This is a genomic window from Burkholderia sp. HI2714 (genome assembly GCF_002223085.1).
Lineage (GTDB): Bacteria > Pseudomonadota > Gammaproteobacteria > Burkholderiales > Burkholderiaceae > Burkholderia > Burkholderia lata_D.
Map to the genome: position 1 here is coordinate 12,678 of NZ_NKFM01000019.1, position 16,913 is coordinate 29,590.

Sequence of the window (16,913 nt, forward strand, 5' to 3'; positions counted from 1 at the left end):
CGGCCTGCGCCGCCAGGTTGAATGGACGGGCAGGGGCTCAGGTACGGGCCGAATCGCGCTGGCGGTAGCGGTCGAGCGCGACGGCGCCGATGATCACGAGCCCCTTGATGATGTACTGCCAGATGTCGGACACGCCGAGCAGCACGAGCCCGTTGGTCAGCACCGCGATGATCAGCGCACCGATCAGCGTGCCGACGATCGAGCCGACGCCGCCGACGAAGCTCGTGCCGCCGAGGATCACTGCGGCGATCGCGTCGAGTTCGTACGACTGGCCGAGCTGCAGGCCGTTGGCCGCATAGAGCCGCGCGGCCGACATCACCGCGCCGAGGCCGGCGAGCAGCCCCGACGCCGCGTACACGAACAGCTGGATCGCCCGCACGTTGATGCCCGACAGGCGGGCGGCTTCCGGATTGCCGCCGACCGAATAGATGCGCATCCCGAGCACCGTGCGGCGCAGGATGAACCACGAGATCGCGATCACCGCGCATGCGATCACGACGAGCCACGGCACGCCGAGGATCGTGCCGTTGCCGATGAACGCGAACGGCAGTTGCGGATTGAACACGGTCGTGTCGTTGCCGATCAGGCGCGCGACGCCGCGCACGGCCGTCATCGCACCGAGCGTGACGATGAACGGCGGCAGGCGCAGGAACGAGATCAGCCCGCCGTTGATCGCGCCGAACACGAGGCCGACGACGAGCGCGAACGGCACGCCGAGCCAGCCCCAGCCCGGGATGGTCGACGCGAGCAGCGCCGCGACGGCCGCGGCGGCAAGCACCGAGCCGACCGACAGGTCGATGCCGCCCGTCAGGATCACGAAGGTCATGCCGGCGGCGAGCACGATGTTGATCGACGCCTGCTGCGTGACGATCGACAGGTTCTGCAGCGTGAAGAAACCGTCGGTCAGAAAGCCGAAGCCGATGCACAGGACCAGCAGCACCGGCAGCATGCCGGCCGTGCGGATCAGCGACTGCATGCGGGCGCGTTGATCGGCGCCGCGCAACAGCGGCGTACGGGTGGCCACCGGCTGGGCCGTCGCGGAAGCGAGGTTCCGCTGCTTGGTCGGGTTGATCATTTCGGTAACCTGAATGTAAGAAGAAGATGAAGAAGGCGAGGCTCAGTGCGCGTCGACGCGTTCGGCTTGCGAGCCGGTGGCGAGCGCGATGATGGCTTCCTGCGTGATGGGTGTGGGCGTGTAGCCGCCGAGTTCGCCGGCGATCTCGCCTTCGCGCATCACGAGCACACGGTCGGCGACACCGATGATTTCCGGCAGTTCGCTCGAGATCACGATGACACCCACGCCGGCCCGGGCCAGTTCGTTGATGATCCGGTAGATCTCGGATTTCGCGCCGATGTCGACGCCGCGCGTCGGTTCATCGAGGATCAGCACGCGCGGCTTCGTCTCGAGCAGGCGCGACAGCAGCACTTTCTGCTGGTTGCCGCCGGACAGCGCGCCGACGTTGACGTTCGCGTTCGGCACGCGGATCGACAGCGACGCAATGGCGTCCTTCGCGCGTTCGGCGCCGCGCGCGAGGTCGAGCGCACCGAGCCGCGCATCGCGGTTGCAGACCGAGATGTTGATGTTGTCGCGCACGCTCATGTCGAGGAACAGGCCCTGGCGCTTGCGGTCTTCGGTCAGGTAGACGAGGCCCGCATCGATCGCGTCGCGTGGCGAGTGCGCGCCGAACGTGCGCTCGCCCACCTTCACGTCGCCGCGCATGCGCGGTTCGGCGCCGAAGATCAGCCGCGCGAGTTCGGTGCGGCCTGCGCCGACGAGCCCCGCGATGCCGAGCACTTCGCCGGCATGCAGGTCGAGGCTGCAGCCGCGCACGCGCGCGCCATCGGCGATGTCGCGGACCGACAGCAGCAGGTGGCCGGGGTCGTATGGCGCGTGTTCCTTCTTGTAGAAACCGGAGATGTCGCGGCCGACCATCATCGCGACGAGGCGCTCGGCCGACAGCGATGCGCGTTCGAGCGTGCCGACGTATGCGCCGTCGCGCAGCACCGACACCCGGTCGGACAGCTCGTAGATCTCCGCCATCCGGTGGCTGATGTAGATGATCGCGAGACCTTCCTCGCGCAACTGGCGGATCAGGCGGAACAGGTGCTCGGTTTCGCGCGACGACAGCGGCGTGGTCGGCTCGTCCATCACGAGGATGCGCGCACGGGTGTGCACGGCGCGTGCGATCTCGACGAGCTGCTGCTCCGCGATCGACAGCGTGCCGACGAGCGTGTCGGGCCCGAACGATGCACCCAGGCGCGCGAGCACGTCCTCGCAGCCGCGCGCCATCGCCGCGCGGTCGATCGTGCCCCAGCGCCGGTTGCCGCGCCGCAGTTCGCGGCCGATGTAGATGTTTTCCGCGACGCTCAGGTTCGGCGACAGGCACAGCTCCTGGTAGATCACCGCGACGCCCGCATCGCGTGCGGCAAGCGGGCCGTCGATGTCGATGCGCTGGCCGTCGATCAGGATCTCGCCGCCGGCGTCGGCGCGGTACGCGCCCGACAGGATCTTCATCAGCGTCGATTTGCCGGCGCCGTTTTCGCCCATCAGCGAATGGATCTCGCCGGGATAGACGGTCAGGCTGACGTTGTCGAGCGCGCGCACGGCCGGGAACGTCTTGCTGATCCCGCGCATCTCGAGCAATGGGCGGGGCGACTCAGATCGCGACATGGTTGACCTCCTGCGAGTCGGTGCGGGCGCCCTTGAGGATGCCGGCCCGCGGGGAGAAGTTGAAGAACATCGGTAGCGTGGCGGCACCGATCGCACCGGCGTCGGCACCAAACGTGCCGCGTACGAGCACCGGCGTGCCGCGCGCTTCGGGCGCGGTGGCCACGAGCGCCGCGCGCAGGCGCGTGGTGACCGCGTCGAGCAGGCCCGCGTCCGTATCGGCGTCGAGCACGACCACCGGCGCGTCGACCACGCACAGCACCGCGCGCAATGCCGGCGCCAGCGCGTCGACGCAATCGTCGATCCATTCGTCGACGGCGGGCAGGCCGCGGGCGATGCACGCTTCGAGATCGGCCCGGTTGTCGACCGTTTCGCCGTGATGGCGCAGATGGCGCACCAGCGCATGCAGCGACGCGCGCGCGAGCAGGATGTCCCACGGGCCGCGCGGCGGCGGTGCGGAAGCCAGCCGGCTCGGTGGCACGGGAATCACGGCGATGTCGCCCGCATTGCCGGTCACGCCGCGCAGGCAGTCGCCATCGATCGCGATGCCGCCGCCGATTGCCGGCCCGATGAACAGGTAGACGAAGTCGTCGCACTGCCGGCCGTATCCGTAGAACAGCTCGGCGATCGCGGCGGCGTTGCCGTCGTTTTCCCCGAACACCGGAAGCGACAATGTGCGACCGAGGTCGGCCGCGAAGTCGACGTCTTCCCACGCGCGGAACGTGTCGGGTGCGAGGCCGAGTTCGCGCATCCACGCGCCGAGGTTGTACGGCTGAGCGACGCCGATGCCGGTCAGGCGCGCTCGGTCGTGGTCGGGAAGCAGGGCCTGCATCGCATCGATGTCGTGGCGGACGATCTCGAGCACGTCGGCAGGCGGCGGCAGCAGCGTGTCGTGCGAGCGGCGGCCGAGCACGTCGCCCGCGAAGTTGACGAGTGCGGTTTCGATGCGCATGCGGTCGAGATGGACGCCGATGCCGAACGCGCCGCGCGGATCGAGGCGGATCAGCGAGGCTGGCTGGCCACGCTGGCCTTCGGTGCGGCCCGCGAATTCGATCAGCTTCGCGTCGGCGAGTGACGCGATGATGCTGCCGACCGCCGTTCCCGTCATGCTCGCAAGGCGGGCGAGGTCCGCCTTCGACGCGCTGCCCGCGCGACGCAGCGTCTTCAGCAGCAGGCGCTCGTTGTAACGGCGCACGTTGGCCGAATTGCTTCCCTGGCCGAAGTGCGGGCTTCTCATGGTGTCTCCTTCCATGGTGCGCCGTTCGGCGGCGCATTAAATAAATCACGTTGATTTATTTAACCGCGTGAGCGACGTCATGTCAGCCTAGGGAAATCCCGGTTGAGGGCTGGATTGGCGGTGCGGGTGTCCGGAATCGGGGGCGGATCGTGGAGATCGAGAAAATTGGGCTGGGGTGGTTTGTGGGGCGGTCCGAACTGGGTAATGGCTCGTCGCCGGATTTGCCGCATGCCGTTACGGCTCGCCGGCGCTGGGGCGCGCAAACCGAGGCAACTGGATTGCTATGGGGACGAGGAGGGAGGTATGTTTCCGGGGCCGGTGTCAAGTCCTGGAATAGGTTGACAGTGTTCACCCGCTAAACGCCCGATGCACCGCATCGGGCGTTTTGTATTTGAGGGCGGCATGTGGCCGCTCGCAGTTGTAGATGTTCACCGACTGTTCGACCATCTTTGCGGCCTGCTTGAGATCGGCCGGGCGATGCAGCAAGAACTCGCCTTTGAGGATGCCGTTGATCCGCTCTGCCAGTGCATTCTGATAGCAGTCGTAGCCATCGGTCATCGAGCAGCGCAGACCATGGCGCCGATGGATGTCCTGGTAATACGTCGAGCAGTACTGGATTCCGCGATCGGAATGGTGAATCAACGGCTGGCGGCTTCGGCGCGTACGCAACGCCTTCTTGAGCGCCTGACTGACTTGCTCGGTCTGCAGACTGTCGTGGACGTGGTAGCCGACGATCTTGCGCGAGAACGCGTCGGTCACAAGGCTCAGGTACACGAACGGACCAGCGGTCGGCAGATAGGTGATGTCGGCAACCCAAACCTGCTCGGGGGCTTTCGGCACGATTTGCTCCGGGCCGGCTTTCAATAGGTTCGGATGGCGCCGGAAGCGATGATGGCTATGGGTGGTCTTGTGATACGCGCGGTGTGGCGCGACCAGTAGGCGCGCGGTGCGCAGCACGTCGAACAGCCGGTCCCGCCCCAGCTTGATACCATGCTCGACCAGCGTTGGTCCAAGCAAATGATGCAGCTTGCGCGTGCCCAACCTCGGTTGTCGCAGACGGATGTTTTGTACCAGTGAGGTGACGGTCTCGGCTTGCGAGCAGCGACGAGCCTCGCTCTGGCAACGCTTGTAATACGCTTGGCGGCTGATGCCCATGTATCGGCAGGCCCGTTCGACGCTCAGCTTTTCGACCCGCCTTTGCGCGACGACCTGCCCGAAGGCTTTTTTACGGTGATCCCGTAGTCCTTGCGCATCACGTCGATCACCGCCTCGAACAGCGCAGCTTTCTCCCGCGCTTCTCGCAACTGCGTCTCCAACTCCTTGATGCGCTGCTCAGGCGTGAGCGGCTTCGAATCTTGCTTCGGCATGGTGGAACCTGATCGCGCACGACCGGATGGATCGGCCCAATCCTGCAAGCCGTGCTTACGTAACCATACCAGCACTGTCGAGCGACCCTGGATGCCGTAGCGTCGCTGCGCCTCTTTGTAAGTCAGATCGCCTTTTTCGACTTGCGCCACCACCGACAGCTTAAAAGCCAGGCTGTAGTCCCGCTGCGTCCGCTTGATCCCTTGCTCCATCTGGCACCTCCTCGCCTCGGCGAAAAAGTGTCAACCTATTTCAGGATGGGTCACGGAAATGAAAAAAGGCCGGCTAGAAGCCGACCTTTTCAAAAACAGATGGTGCCCAGGAGAGGACTCGAACCTCCACGATGTTGCCACCGCTAGAACCTGAACCTAGTGCGTCTACCAATTCCGCCACCTGGGCACGTTTCGCTTGTTGCTGCATCGCGAAAGAACGCAATTATAGCGTGTTCGAAGGGGCTGTCAACACAATTTGAGGTCGCGAACGAAAATAATTGGGCGGGCTTGTTCGAGGCGTCGGGCAGGGCGAGCAAACACTGCGGCGGTCGACGTGTATCGTCGAAAAAACTTGGGATGCCGACCGGGAGCGTGAGCGCATCATTTCCGGATGCGGGAAATGAAAAAGTAGAAAGCGGATGGTGGTCAGCAGGGGAGCTCGATCACGCTTGCAAGCGGAGCCTTTCGAGATCTCGCGCGAAGCGAACAGGTGCTTTGCTTCCGGCGCTGGAAATGAAAAAAGGTCGGCTAGAAGCCGACCTTTTCAAAAACAGATGGTGCCCAGGAGAGGACTCGAACCTCCACGATGTTGCCACCGCTAGGACCTGAACCTAGTGCGTCTACCAATTCCGCCACCTGGGCACGTTTCGCTTGTTGCTGCATCGCGAAAGAACGCAATTATAGCGTGTTCGAAGGGGCTGTCAACACCATTTCATCGACGACGATGAAAATTATCGCCCTTCGCTGAACGGCCACTCACGCACCAACCGGTTCCGCCCGTTTCGCAGCGAAATTCCAGCGCTGCGCCTGGCTCGTATCGACGCGGGCGGGCAGCAGTCCGGCGGCCAGGAACGTGTCGGCGATCTGCTGCTGCTCGCCGAAATTTTGCGGCGCCACCGCACGGACGAGATAACTACGCCGCGCGTTCGCGCGCGCGATCGTCGCCGCGTCGAGTCCCCAGATCGGCGCGAGGGTATTCGCAGCCTCCTGCGGGTGGTCGCGCAGCCATGTGCCCGCCTGCGACAGCTGGTCGAACAGGATCTGGACGACGTCGGGCCGCGCGGCGGCGAAACTGCTGGATGCGAGGTAGTAGCGCTGGTACGACGCGAGTCCGTTGCCGTCGGCCAGAATCCGCACGTCGGGGTTCCGGTCGACCGACGCGACATAGGGATCCCACGTGATCCACGCGTCCACGCTGCCGCGCTCGAACGCTGCGCGGCCGTCCGCGGGCGTCAGGTAGTGGATCGTCGCATCGGCAGGCCCGAGCTTCGCGCGTGCGAGCGCGGCAAGCAGCAGGTAATGGCTGCCGGCTGCCTTCGTGACCGCAATGCGCTTGCCCTTGAGGTCTGCGAGCGTGCGCAGTGCGCCGTCCTGCTTGACGACGATCGCCTGTGCCTTCGGCGAAGGCGCTTCCTGCGCGACGTACACGAAACGCGCATGCGCGGCCTGCGCAAACACCGGAACCGTGTCGGCCACGTCGGCACTGAAATCGACGGCGCCAACGTTGAGCGCTTCGGTCAGCGGCAATCCGCTCGCGAATTCATGCCACGACACGCGCAAGCCGAACGGCGCGAGTGCCCGTTCAACGGTGCCGCGCGTCTTGAGCAGCGTGATGAGCGTCGACGATTTCTGGTAGCCGATACGCAACCCGTCGGGTGCGTTCTCGGCTTGCGTTCGGACGCCGGCGACAGTGAGACCTGCGGCCAGCAACGCGCGCGTAAATGCGCGGCGGTTCATCGACGTCATGGATCGTGCTCCTGGTTCGTTGCATCGAAGCGAGCCGTCTAACGTACCAACGAGGCGGGCGGACGATAACCGATAAATTCTGCTATCGATCCGGCTGGCGGGCATAAGAGAAGGCGAGGGCGCCCGATCGATGTCTCCTGCTTGCAATTTGATATGCGCATGGAGGACAAGGGGCTCGTCGAGCGTTGACGCAGCGTGAGCGATCGGCGGGTGGTGAGCATCGCGCTGACCGAAGCGGGGCAGGCGGTTGCCGTGCAGATCCCGGAGATTGCGCCGAAGGTGCTCAATGCCCGCTTGCGGAAATTTTCGAAGGCCGGTTTGATGAGCTGACCCGCCTGCTGCGCAAGTTCATCGGCGAATGAGCCGAGCGGCGTTTCCTGGGCTTGAAATGAAAAAAGGCCGGCTAGAAGCCGACCTTTTCAAAAAACAGATGGTGCCCAGGAGAGGACTCGAACCTCCACGATGTTGCCACCGCTAGGACCTGAACCTAGTGCGTCTACCAATTCCGCCACCTGGGCACGTTTTGCAGTAGCTGCTTGCTGCAAAGAAGCGAAATTATAGCGCCCCAATTATTCGTGTCAACACTTTTTTGCGATGCATCGCAAACCGGGCTCCGCCGCGCCGGCGGGCGGCATTCCGGTCATTTGGCGACACAGGCGGGTGATAGAATGACCCGCCGCCGTCAATATAGAACTGTCTGAAGGACACCTCTATGTTGATGCCGTGCACCATCAATCAACGCAACGAGAACAACCATCGATAAACCCTTGAGCAAATATCCGTACCCCATTCCGAGCCGTGAAGAGATTCTCGGCGTGCTGCGTACGAGCGACGCGCCGCTGGCCGCCAACGACATCGCAGAAGCACTGTCGATCAAGCGTCAGGAGCGCGAGGGGTTCTTCCGGCGTGTCGCCGCGATGGAACGCGACGGCCAGATCCGCCTCGACAAGCGCGGCCATTACCAGTTGACCCATCCGTCGAACTTTGTCGCCGGGCGCGTGCAGGGGCATCGCGACGGCTACGGGTTCGTGATCCGCGACGACGGCCAGGACGACCTGTTCCTGCCGAACGGCGAAATGCAGAAGGTGATGCACAACGATCGCGTGCTCGCGCGGATCGTCGGCTACGATCGACGCGGCCGTCCGGAAGGGCATGTCGTCGAAGTCACCGAGCGCGCGAACAAGCGCGTGATCGGCCGCCTGCTCAACGAGAACGGCGCGCTGATCGTCGCACCGGAAGACAAGCGCATCGGCCACGACATCCTGATCACGCAGAACGTGAAGAAGGCGAAGGTCGGGCAGGTCGTCGTCGTCGAGCTGACCGATTTCCCGAGCCGCCATTCGCAGCCGCTCGGCCGTGTCGTCGAGGTGCTCGGCGACATCGACGATCCGGGCATGGAAATCGAAATCGCGGTGCGCAAGTACGGCGTGCCGCACGAGTTCAGCCAGCCGGCGCTCGACGAAGCCGCCGCGCTGCCCGACAAGGTGCGGCCGACCGACCTGCGTTTCCGCGTCGACCTGCGCGACGTGCCGCTCGTGACGATCGACGGCGAGGACGCCCGCGACTTCGACGACGCCGTCTACTGCGAGCCGGTCAAGGTCGGCCGCGGCGACGGCTACCGGCTGATCGTCGCGATCGCCGACGTGTCGCACTACGTACAGCCGGGCAGCGGGCTCGATGCCGACGCGCTCGAGCGCAGCACGTCGGTCTACTTCCCGCGCCGCGTGATTCCGATGCTGCCGGAGAAGCTGTCGAACGGCCTGTGCTCGCTGAATCCGCAGGTCGACCGCTGCGTGCTCGCGTGCGACATGGTGATCACCGCGCGCGGCGAGATCAAGGCGTATCAGTTCTATCCGGCCGTCATCCATTCGGCGGCGCGCCTGACGTACACCGAAGTCGCCGCCGTCCTGTCGAACACGAAGGGGCCGGAGGCCGCGCGTCGCGCGGACCTGCTGCCGCACCTGCAGGACCTGTACGGCGTCTACAAGTCGCTGTTCGCCGCGCGGCAGAAGCGTGGCGCGATCGACTTCGACACGACCGAGACCTACATCGTCTGCAACTCGCAGGGCAAGATCGAGCAGATCGTGCCGCGCCAGCGTAACGATGCGCACAAGCTGATCGAGGAATGCATGCTGGCCGCGAACGTCTGCGCGGCCGACTTCCTGAAGCGTCACAAGCATCCGGGCCTGTACCGCGTGCACGCGGGGCCGACGCCGGAGAAGCTCGAGAACCTGCGCGCGTTCCTGCGCGGCATGGGCCTGTCGCTCGGCGGCGGCGAGAAGCCGCATGCGAGCGACTACGCGGCGCTGATGGCGCAAATTCGCGACCGGCCCGACGCGCAGATGCTGCAGCCGATGCTGCTGCGCTCGATGCAGCAGGCCGTCTACAGCCCGGACAACATCGGTCACTTCGGCCTGGCCTACGAGGCGTACGCGCACTTCACGAGCCCGATCCGCCGTTATCCGGACTTGCTCACGCACCGCGCGATCTACGCGATCCTGTCCGGCAAGAAGTACACGCCGAAGGCGCCGGACGGCTTCGAGCTGAACACCGCGCTGTCGCCGCGCGCCCGCGCGATGCAGCAGGCCGACGACGAATCGCGCGGCCGCTCGCGTTCGAACACGGCGATCTGGGAAGAGCTCGGCCTGCACTGCTCGGCGAACGAGCGCCGCGCGGATGAAGCATCGCGCGACGTCGAGGCTTGGCTCAAGTGCTACTTCATGCGCGACAAGCTCGGCGAGGAGTACGGCGGGATGGTGAACGGCGTCACGTCGTTCGGCATCTTCGTGCAGCTCGACACGCTCTTCATCGAAGGGCTCGTGCACGTCACGGAACTCGGCTCGGACTACTTCCAGTACGACGAGATCAAGAACGAGCTGCGCGGTGAACGCACGGGCATCCGCTACCGCCTGTCGGATCGGGTGCGCGTGCAGGTGAGCCGCGTCGATCTCGATGCACGCAAGATCGACTTCCGCCTCGTGCGCGATACGCCGGTGAAGGCGCCGCGTCCGTCGCCCGCGCCGGCTTCCGCTGGCGGCGGTGTCGACCGCGGCAATGGCCCGCGTGTACGCACGCTGCCGCAGGCGGACGAGCCCGCGCCGCGCCACAAGAAGGCCGCGAGTGCGCCGAGCGTCGCGGTGAAGGAAGCACGCGCCGCGCGCAAGAAGGGGGGTAGCGGTGGCGGTGCGGCGGCGAAGCCGACCGCGAAGAAGACACGCGCTCGCAAGAAGTACTGAGCGTTCGGGGCGGCGCCAGCGCCCGCCTGAAGTATCGAGAGACGCCGCGTGACCGGTCAGCCGGCAACGCGGCGCTTTCCTTTTCCATGGATCGCGGCTGCGCGTGTCGTGCGGCCGCACGTTTGATCGAAGGTTGTTCCAGTCATGTCACGTCTGAAGGTTCTTTACGGTTTTCATGCGGTGACCGCACGTTTGCGGCACGATGCATCGACGGTTGCGGAGGTGCTGTACGACCAGACGCGCCGCGACCGCCGCATGCAGGACTTCCTGCACACCGCGAAGGAAGCGGGCGTGCGGCTGATCGCGGCCGACGAAACGCGCCTGTGGGGCCTCGCGCATACCGAGCGTCACCAGGGCGTCGTCGCGCGTGTCGAGGACATCCCGCTCGCGCAGAACCTGTCCGAGCTGCTCGACGGCATCCAGGGCCCCGCGCTGCTGCTGGTGCTCGACGGTGTCACCGATCCGCACAACCTCGGCGCGTGCCTGCGTGTCGCCGATTCGGCCGGCGCGCACGCGGTGATCGCGCCGCGCGACCGTGCGGTCGGCCTGAACGCAACCGCGGCCAAGGTGGCGAGCGGCGCGGCGGATACGGTGCCGTACATCACGGTGACGAACCTCGCCCGTGCGCTGCGCGAGCTGAAGGACGCCGGCGTGTGGATCATCGGCACGTCGGACGAGGCATCGGCGACGCTCTACGAAACGAAGCTCGACGGCCCCGTCGCGCTCGTGATGGGCGCGGAAGGCGAAGGCATGCGCCGGCTGACGCGCGACACCTGCGACGAAGTGATGAGCATTCCGATGGCCGGCAGTGTGGAAAGCCTGAACGTATCGGTCGCAAGCGGCGTGTGCCTGTACGAAGCCGTGCGCCAGCGGCGCGTGAAGGGCTGACGCAGCCCGTCCCGCGCGCCCTGCGCGGGCCTCGAATGACCCGAACGACGCGTGCCGCGATGCGATGCGGCACGCGGCTCTCCGGAGCTCGCGACCGATGACCCTGTTTCGCGCTGGCGTATCCTGCGCCGTGCTGTGCCTGCTGGCTGCCTGCACGTCGCCGTCGCTCGTCGAACGCGGTACCTACTACGCCGACACGAGCCTGCACGCGCGCGGCGCCGATTCGCGGATCCGCTTTCTCGTGATGCATTACACCGAAAGCGACGAGGCGAAATCGCTGCGCACGCTGACCGGCGATTCGGTAAGCGTGCATTACGTCATCCCGCCGCAGCCGCGCGTCGAGCACGGAATGCCGGTCGTCTACCAGCTCGTTCCGGAATCGGAGCGCGCATGGCATGCGGGCGTCAGCGAGTGGCAGGGCACGACCGAGCTGAACGCGGTGTCGATCGGCATCGAGAACGTGAACCGCGGGCCGCTCGATCCGCAAAACCGCACCTGGCAACCCTATCCGCCCGAACAGGTCGCGGCGCTGACCCGGCTGTCGCAGGACATCGTCGCGCGTTACGGGATTCCGCCGACGCGCGTGGTCGGGCACAGCGACATCGCGCCGCAACGCAAGATCGATCCGGGGCCGCTGTTTCCCTGGCACGCGCTGGCCCTGGCCGGCGTCGGCGCGTGGCCGGACGATGCGGCCGTGGCCGCGCGGCTCGGCGGGCGTGATCCGCATGCGCCGGTCGACGTGCGCGAACTGCAGCTCAAGCTCGCGCGCTACGGTTACGACGTGGCCACCGACGGGGTGCTCGACGCACGCACGCGACGCGTGTTCGCGGCGTTCCAGATGCATTTCAGGCCGTCCGACTATGCGGGCAACCCGGACGCCGAAACCGACGCGATCGCGCAGGCGTTGCTCGACAAGTACCTCCCCGGCACGCAACCGGTGGACAACGCGCCTGCGGCGGGCGCGCCCTGAATCCGCCGTGCCCGGCACGCCGAAAAACGCGGGCCGTCAGCCGAGTCCGGTAAACTGGCGGTTTTCCGCAATCCCGCAGCATTACCACTCCATGACTCAAGACGAACTCAAACGCCTCGTCGGCCAGGCCGCCGCTGATTACGTGATCCAGAACGTGCCGGAAGGCGCCGTGATCGGCGTCGGCACCGGCTCGACCGCCAACTGCTTCATCGACGCGCTCGCCGTCGTCAAGGCGCGCTATCGCGGCGCCGTGTCGAGCTCCGTCGCCACGACCGAACGCCTGAAGTCGCACGGCATCAAGGTGTTCGACCTGAACGAGGTCGACTCGCTGCAGGTGTACGTCGACGGCGCCGACGAGATCGACGCGAGCGGCGCGATGATCAAGGGCGGCGGCGGCGCGCTGACGCGCGAGAAGATCGTCGCGTCGGTGGCCGATACGTTCGTCTGCATCGCGGACGCCAGCAAGCGCGTGCCGGTGCTCGGCGCGTTCCCGCTGCCGATCGAAGTCGTGCCGATGGCGCGCACGGCGATCGGCCGGCGCGTGACCGCGCTCGGCGGCGTGCCGGTGCTGCGCGTGACGAAGGACGGTGCGCCGTATATCACCGACAACGGCAACGAGATCATCGACGTGAAGGGGCTGCAGATCGCCGATCCGCGCGGTTTCGAAGCTCAGGTGAACGCATGGCCGGGCGTCGTGACGGTCGGCCTGTTCGCCGAGCGCGGCGCGAATCTGTGCTTGCTCGGCACGGAAAACGGCGTTGAAACGATCGTTTATTCGGCTAATTGAAAGATATGGAAAGCAGTCCGTAATGACATGTCGCATGTCGTAATGGACTGAATGTTTAAATCTTGTGGAAATCGGGCCCGGTAGGCGTAATGCGCTTCCCGGGCCTTATTTTTCGCCGTATAAATCACCCCGTCAAAAAGAGGGATAACCCTGTCAGGTGTTTACCAGATAGCGAAATATCGTCGAACTCATCAACTTATAGATCATAAGAACAGTCGTAACCAGGGCCGGCGGAACTGCGGAGCAGGTGTTCGCAAATCGACGCACGGGGAGGTGTCATGGAGCAGGGCAAAGACCGGTCACTGGTCGCGAAAGTGATGGATGGGCTTGTCTCGGGTATCGTCGAGGACAAGTACGGCGGCATCTTGCCGCCGCAGGACGTGCTGTCGAAAGAGTTCGATGTGAGTCGCACCGTGATGCGGGAAGCGCTATCGATGTTGCTTGCACGCGACATGCTCGACGTGCGTCCGAAAGTCGGCACGCGCGTGCGGCCGATGCGCGACTGGCGGATGATCGACGAAGACGTGGTGAGCTGGCGATTCCGGGCGAAACCCGATCCGCAGTTCATGCGCGACGTCATCGAATTCCGGATGCTGATCGAACCGCGCGCGACCGCGCAGGCGGCGGTGCGTGCGACGGCTGGCGACATCGCGGGCATCCGCGAAGCGTTCGATGCGTTCAAGGTGCTGCAGCCGGGCGACCCCGGCTACGACACGGCGGACGAGTTGCTGCACACGCGGATCGTGCAGGCGAGCGGCAACCAGTTTTTCCAGCAGATGGCGGCGATCGTGCGCGGTGCGGTGCGTCTCGTGAATCCGCGTGTCGTGCAGAAGGAAGGTGCACACGATGTCGTCGTGAAGGCGCATGCACGTGTGGTCGACGCGATCGAGCGTCGCGATCCGCGCGAAGCCGAAGCCGCTTCGCTCGCGCTGATCGATTTCAGCGCCGACGAGATCTCGCGCGATTTCTCCGTCGACGTGCCCATGCGCGCCTGACGCTGCGCGAGTCGCTCATCCGTGTGCCGCCGGGCCGTTTATCATGACGGCCGGCCGGCAGCGTGCCGGCCACCGTCATACGACCGACACGGAAGATCAGGATGAACGACAACGACCATCGCACGGTGCGCTTCGGCATCATTGGCGCAGGCAGCATCGCGCGCCGTTTCGCGCAAAGCCTCGCGCATGTGCCGGGCGCCACGCTTGCCGGTGCCTGGGCCCGCCGCGCCGATGCCGCGGCAGACTTTTGCGGAACGTACGGCGGTACGCCTGCCGCAAGCCTCGAAGCACTCCTCACGAGCGATATCGACGCGGTCTACATCGCGACGCTCCATGACAGTCACGCGCAGTACACGCTGGCCGCGCTTGCTGCCGGCAAGGCCGTGCTGTGCGAAAAACCCGCGACGCTGAACGCGGCGCAGCTCGACACCGTGCTGCGTGCGGCACGCGACGCCGGGCGGCTTTTCATGGAGGCGATGAAGCCGCCGTTCTTCCCGCTGTACCGTCAGTTACGTGCGCATCTGCATGACGATCCGATCGGCGAAATCCGGCTCGTGCGGGCAGGGTGTGCATCGTCGTCGGTGCCGGACGACCATGCCGTCTATCGCCTCGATCGCGCGGGCGGCGCGCTGCTCGATATCGGAATCTACGAGGCGTTTCTCGCGGTCGACTGGCTCGGCGCGGCGCTCGACGTGCAGACGCTCGGCCGCGTCGGGGCAACGGGTGTCGACCTGTTCGCAAGCCTGAACAGCGTGCACGCGAACGGCGGGATCGCGCAGCTCTTTTGCGGGCTCGACGTGATGGGGCGCGGCGACGCGCTGATCGCCGCGGCCGGCGGCCACGTGACGATTCACGAGAAATGGTGGAACCCCGCGCGTGCGACGATTCGCTATGCGGACGGGCGCACCGTCGAACTCGATGCGCCGGTCGACGGCGGCGGGCTGAACTACGAGACCGCGCATTTCTGCGACCTGCTGCGCGCGGGCAAGACCGAAAGCCCGATCATGACGCACGACCATTCGCGGCAGATGATCGCGATGACCGATGCCGCGCGCGCGGCGCTCGGCGTGCGTTATTCGGGCGAGTAAGCGGGAAGGCGGGAGCCGGGCACGCGTGCGCGGCCCGGTGGACGGCGTGCGCTCAGTGCCGCGACGGCAGCGACAGGCGCTTTTCGTACCAGCGCTGCACCCATTCGAGGATTTGGCACAGGATCCAGTACACGGCCGCGGCGGCGAGATAGAGCGGCAGCGGCTGATAGGTCGCCGCAATCACTTCCTGCGCGCTGCGCAGCAGTTCGGTCACGGTGATCACGGACACGAGCGACGTGTCCTTGATCAGGCTGATCAGGCTGTTCGACAGGCTCGGTACCGCGATGCGCAGCGCCTGCGGACCGATCACGTAGCGCAGCGTCTGCCCCCACGACAACCCGAGGCTGTACGCGGCGAGCCATTGGCCGCGCGCGATCCCGTTGATCGCACCGCGCATGCTTTCCGACATGTAGGCCGCGACGTTCGCGGATAGCGCGATGACGCCGGCGGGCGTCGGGTCGAGCGAGATGCCGAGGCTCGGCAGCCCGTAATAGATGACGAAGATCTGGACGAGCAACGGCGTGCCGCGCATCAGGCTCACGTACGCGCGTGCCAGCCACGCGAGCGCGTTGACCCAGATGCGTTCGAAGCCGTCGAGCGCTTCGCTTTGCCGGATGCCCATCATCGCGAGCACGACGGCGCCAAGCAGGCCGAACACCATCGACAGGACGGCGAACTTGACGGTCAGAACGGCGCCCTGGGCGAGCACCGGCAGCGATTGGACGAGCAGGGACGTTGTCGACATGGAATACGAATCGAATGCGTGCGCGAAAGCGCAATCATAAACCGGACGCATAAAACAAAGGGCGGCATCGTTACGGATGCCGCCCTTTCCGGCCCGCCGTCAGGCGGGAAATGCAGGCGTGCTTACTTGATCGGCTTCGTCACGTCGATGCCGAACCACTTGTCCGAGATCTTCGTGAAGGTGCCGTCGGCCTCGAGTTGCACCATCGCGTCGTCGATCGCCTTCTGGAACTTCGGGTTGCCCTTCTTGAACGGGATGCCCGACGGGTTCGCCGAACCGACGTTCGCGCCTGGGCGCAGCGGCAGTTGCGAGTTCTTCGTCAGGTACGCGAGCATCAGGCGGTCGTTGAGCGCCGCGTCGAGACGGCCGGCCGCAAGATCGCGCAGGTACTCGGGCGCGCCCGGGTACGTCTTCACGTCGATGCCCGGCACCGACTTCGCCATGTCCATGTAGTTCGTGCCGAGCGCGACGCCGAGCTTCTTGCCTTTCAGGTCTTCAAGCGACTTGAACTGGCGCGTATCGTCGTTGCGCTGGATCAGTTGCGCGGACGAGTACGTATACGCCGGCGAGAAGTCGAGCGTTTCCTTGCGCTTGTCGGTGATGCCGACCTGGTTGGCGATCACGTCGAACTTGCCGGCCTGCAGGCCTGCGATAATGCCGCTCCATTCGGTCGTCACGAATTCGGCCTTCACGCCGAGCTTCGCGGCCACGGCCTTCGCGATGTCGACGTCGAAGCCGACGAGTTCGCCTTGCGGGTTCTTCGAGTTGAACGGCGGGAACGTGCCTTCGAGGCCGACCCGCAGCGTGCCGCGTTGTTTCACCTGGTCGAGGAGGTCGGCCGCATGCGCGGTGGCAGCGGCGAACGACGTGCCGATCAGGCCGGCAACCAGCAGCTTCTTCAGCAGCGCAATCTTCATCGTGTGTTTCCTTGCCCTGTCCGGGTCATTGATTCTGGTAACGAGGCCGATGATAGCAA

Annotated in this window: 13 protein-coding genes, 3 tRNA genes and 1 pseudogene; 7 read left to right on the plus strand and 10 right to left on the minus strand. The window is 65.5% G+C overall.

The genetic code is table 11. The features are described 5' to 3' along the window. Positions 1-37: 37 nt before the first annotated feature. The 7 genes from CFB82_RS08480 to CFB82_RS08510 all read right to left on the minus strand — a co-directional run bounded on the left by CFB82_RS08480 (position 38) and on the right by CFB82_RS08510 (position 7,228). Positions 38-1,075, minus strand: a complete 1,038-nt coding sequence (locus tag CFB82_RS08480; RefSeq protein ID WP_089439984.1) for an ABC transporter permease subunit — start codon at positions 1,073-1,075, stop codon at positions 38-40. 42 nt (positions 1,076-1,117) lie between these two features. Further along, positions 1,118-2,671: a sugar ABC transporter ATP-binding protein gene (locus CFB82_RS08485; RefSeq protein WP_089483908.1), complete on the minus strand. Its 1,554-nt coding sequence runs from the start codon at positions 2,669-2,671 to the stop codon at positions 1,118-1,120. Beyond that, complete coding sequence (locus tag CFB82_RS08490; protein WP_069249285.1) at positions 2,658-3,905, minus strand: ROK family protein; 1,248 nt, start codon at positions 3,903-3,905, stop codon at positions 2,658-2,660. Before CFB82_RS08490 ends, CFB82_RS08485 begins: the two co-directional genes overlap by 14 nt. Positions 3,906-4,253: 348 nt before the next feature. Next, positions 4,254-5,482, minus strand: a protein-coding gene (locus tag CFB82_RS08495) for an IS3 family transposase (RefSeq protein ID WP_089483909.1) whose coding sequence is annotated in 2 segments (ribosomal slippage) — positions 4,254-5,114 and positions 5,117-5,482 — 1,227 coding nt in all. Because the reading frame shifts where the segments join, the coding sequence is not laid out codon by codon here. 100 nt (positions 5,483-5,582) lie between these two features. Further along, positions 5,583-5,669, minus strand: a tRNA-Leu gene (locus tag CFB82_RS08500). Between the two features lie 368 nt (positions 5,670-6,037). After that, positions 6,038-6,124, minus strand: a tRNA-Leu gene (locus CFB82_RS08505). A gap of 114 nt (positions 6,125-6,238) precedes the next feature. After that, positions 6,239-7,228 carry an aliphatic sulfonate ABC transporter substrate-binding protein gene (locus CFB82_RS08510; protein ID WP_089483910.1) on the minus strand — a complete coding sequence of 330 codons (990 nt, stop codon included), beginning with the start codon at positions 7,226-7,228 and terminating at the stop codon, positions 6,239-6,241. Positions 7,229-7,384: 156 nt separating this feature from the next. Between CFB82_RS08510 and CFB82_RS43930 the strand changes: the two are divergent. Further along, positions 7,385-7,590, plus strand: a pseudogene (locus CFB82_RS43930) (MarR family winged helix-turn-helix transcriptional regulator); the annotation flags it as partial. Between the two features lie 69 nt (positions 7,591-7,659). Here CFB82_RS43930 and CFB82_RS08520 read toward each other — a convergent pair. Continuing rightward, positions 7,660-7,746 (minus strand) — tRNA-Leu (locus tag CFB82_RS08520). Positions 7,747-7,995: 249 nt separating this feature from the next. Here CFB82_RS08520 and rnr point away from each other — a divergent pair. The 6 genes from rnr to CFB82_RS08555 all read left to right on the plus strand — a co-directional run bounded on the left by rnr (position 7,996) and on the right by CFB82_RS08555 (position 15,192). Next, complete coding sequence (gene rnr, locus CFB82_RS08525) at positions 7,996-10,464, plus strand: ribonuclease R (protein WP_089483911.1); 2,469 nt, start codon at positions 7,996-7,998, stop codon at positions 10,462-10,464. Between the two features lie 144 nt (positions 10,465-10,608). Then, entirely contained in the window at positions 10,609-11,352 is a 744-nt protein-coding gene (rlmB, locus tag CFB82_RS08535) for a 23S rRNA (guanosine(2251)-2'-O)-methyltransferase RlmB (RefSeq protein ID WP_039358863.1), read from the plus strand. Between the two features lie 97 nt (positions 11,353-11,449). After that, the gene (locus CFB82_RS08540) at positions 11,450-12,322 is read left to right on the plus strand and encodes an N-acetylmuramoyl-L-alanine amidase (protein ID WP_089483912.1); all 873 of its coding nucleotides are present in this window, start codon (positions 11,450-11,452) and stop codon (positions 12,320-12,322) included. Between the two features lie 91 nt (positions 12,323-12,413). Continuing rightward, positions 12,414-13,109, plus strand: a complete 696-nt coding sequence (gene rpiA, locus CFB82_RS08545; protein ID WP_011351848.1) for a ribose-5-phosphate isomerase RpiA — start codon at positions 12,414-12,416, stop codon at positions 13,107-13,109. 278 nt (positions 13,110-13,387) lie between these two features. Then, positions 13,388-14,104: a FadR/GntR family transcriptional regulator gene (locus CFB82_RS08550; RefSeq protein WP_089483913.1), complete on the plus strand. Its 717-nt coding sequence runs from the start codon at positions 13,388-13,390 to the stop codon at positions 14,102-14,104. Positions 14,105-14,205: 101 nt separating this feature from the next. Continuing rightward, the gene (locus tag CFB82_RS08555; protein WP_089483914.1) at positions 14,206-15,192 is read left to right on the plus strand and encodes a Gfo/Idh/MocA family protein; all 987 of its coding nucleotides are present in this window, start codon (positions 14,206-14,208) and stop codon (positions 15,190-15,192) included. Positions 15,193-15,244: 52 nt separating this feature from the next. On the opposite strand, the gene CFB82_RS08560 is transcribed toward CFB82_RS08555, so the two are convergent. Both CFB82_RS08560 and CFB82_RS08565 read right to left on the minus strand, forming a co-directional pair. Next, the gene (locus CFB82_RS08560; protein WP_006484207.1) at positions 15,245-15,937 is read right to left on the minus strand and encodes an amino acid ABC transporter permease; all 693 of its coding nucleotides are present in this window, start codon (positions 15,935-15,937) and stop codon (positions 15,245-15,247) included. A 122-nt stretch (positions 15,938-16,059) separates the two neighbouring features. Then, on the minus strand, positions 16,060-16,854 hold the full coding sequence (locus CFB82_RS08565; RefSeq protein WP_089483915.1) for a cystine ABC transporter substrate-binding protein: 795 nt from the start codon (positions 16,852-16,854) through the stop codon (positions 16,060-16,062). Positions 16,855-16,913 lie beyond the last annotated feature (59 nt).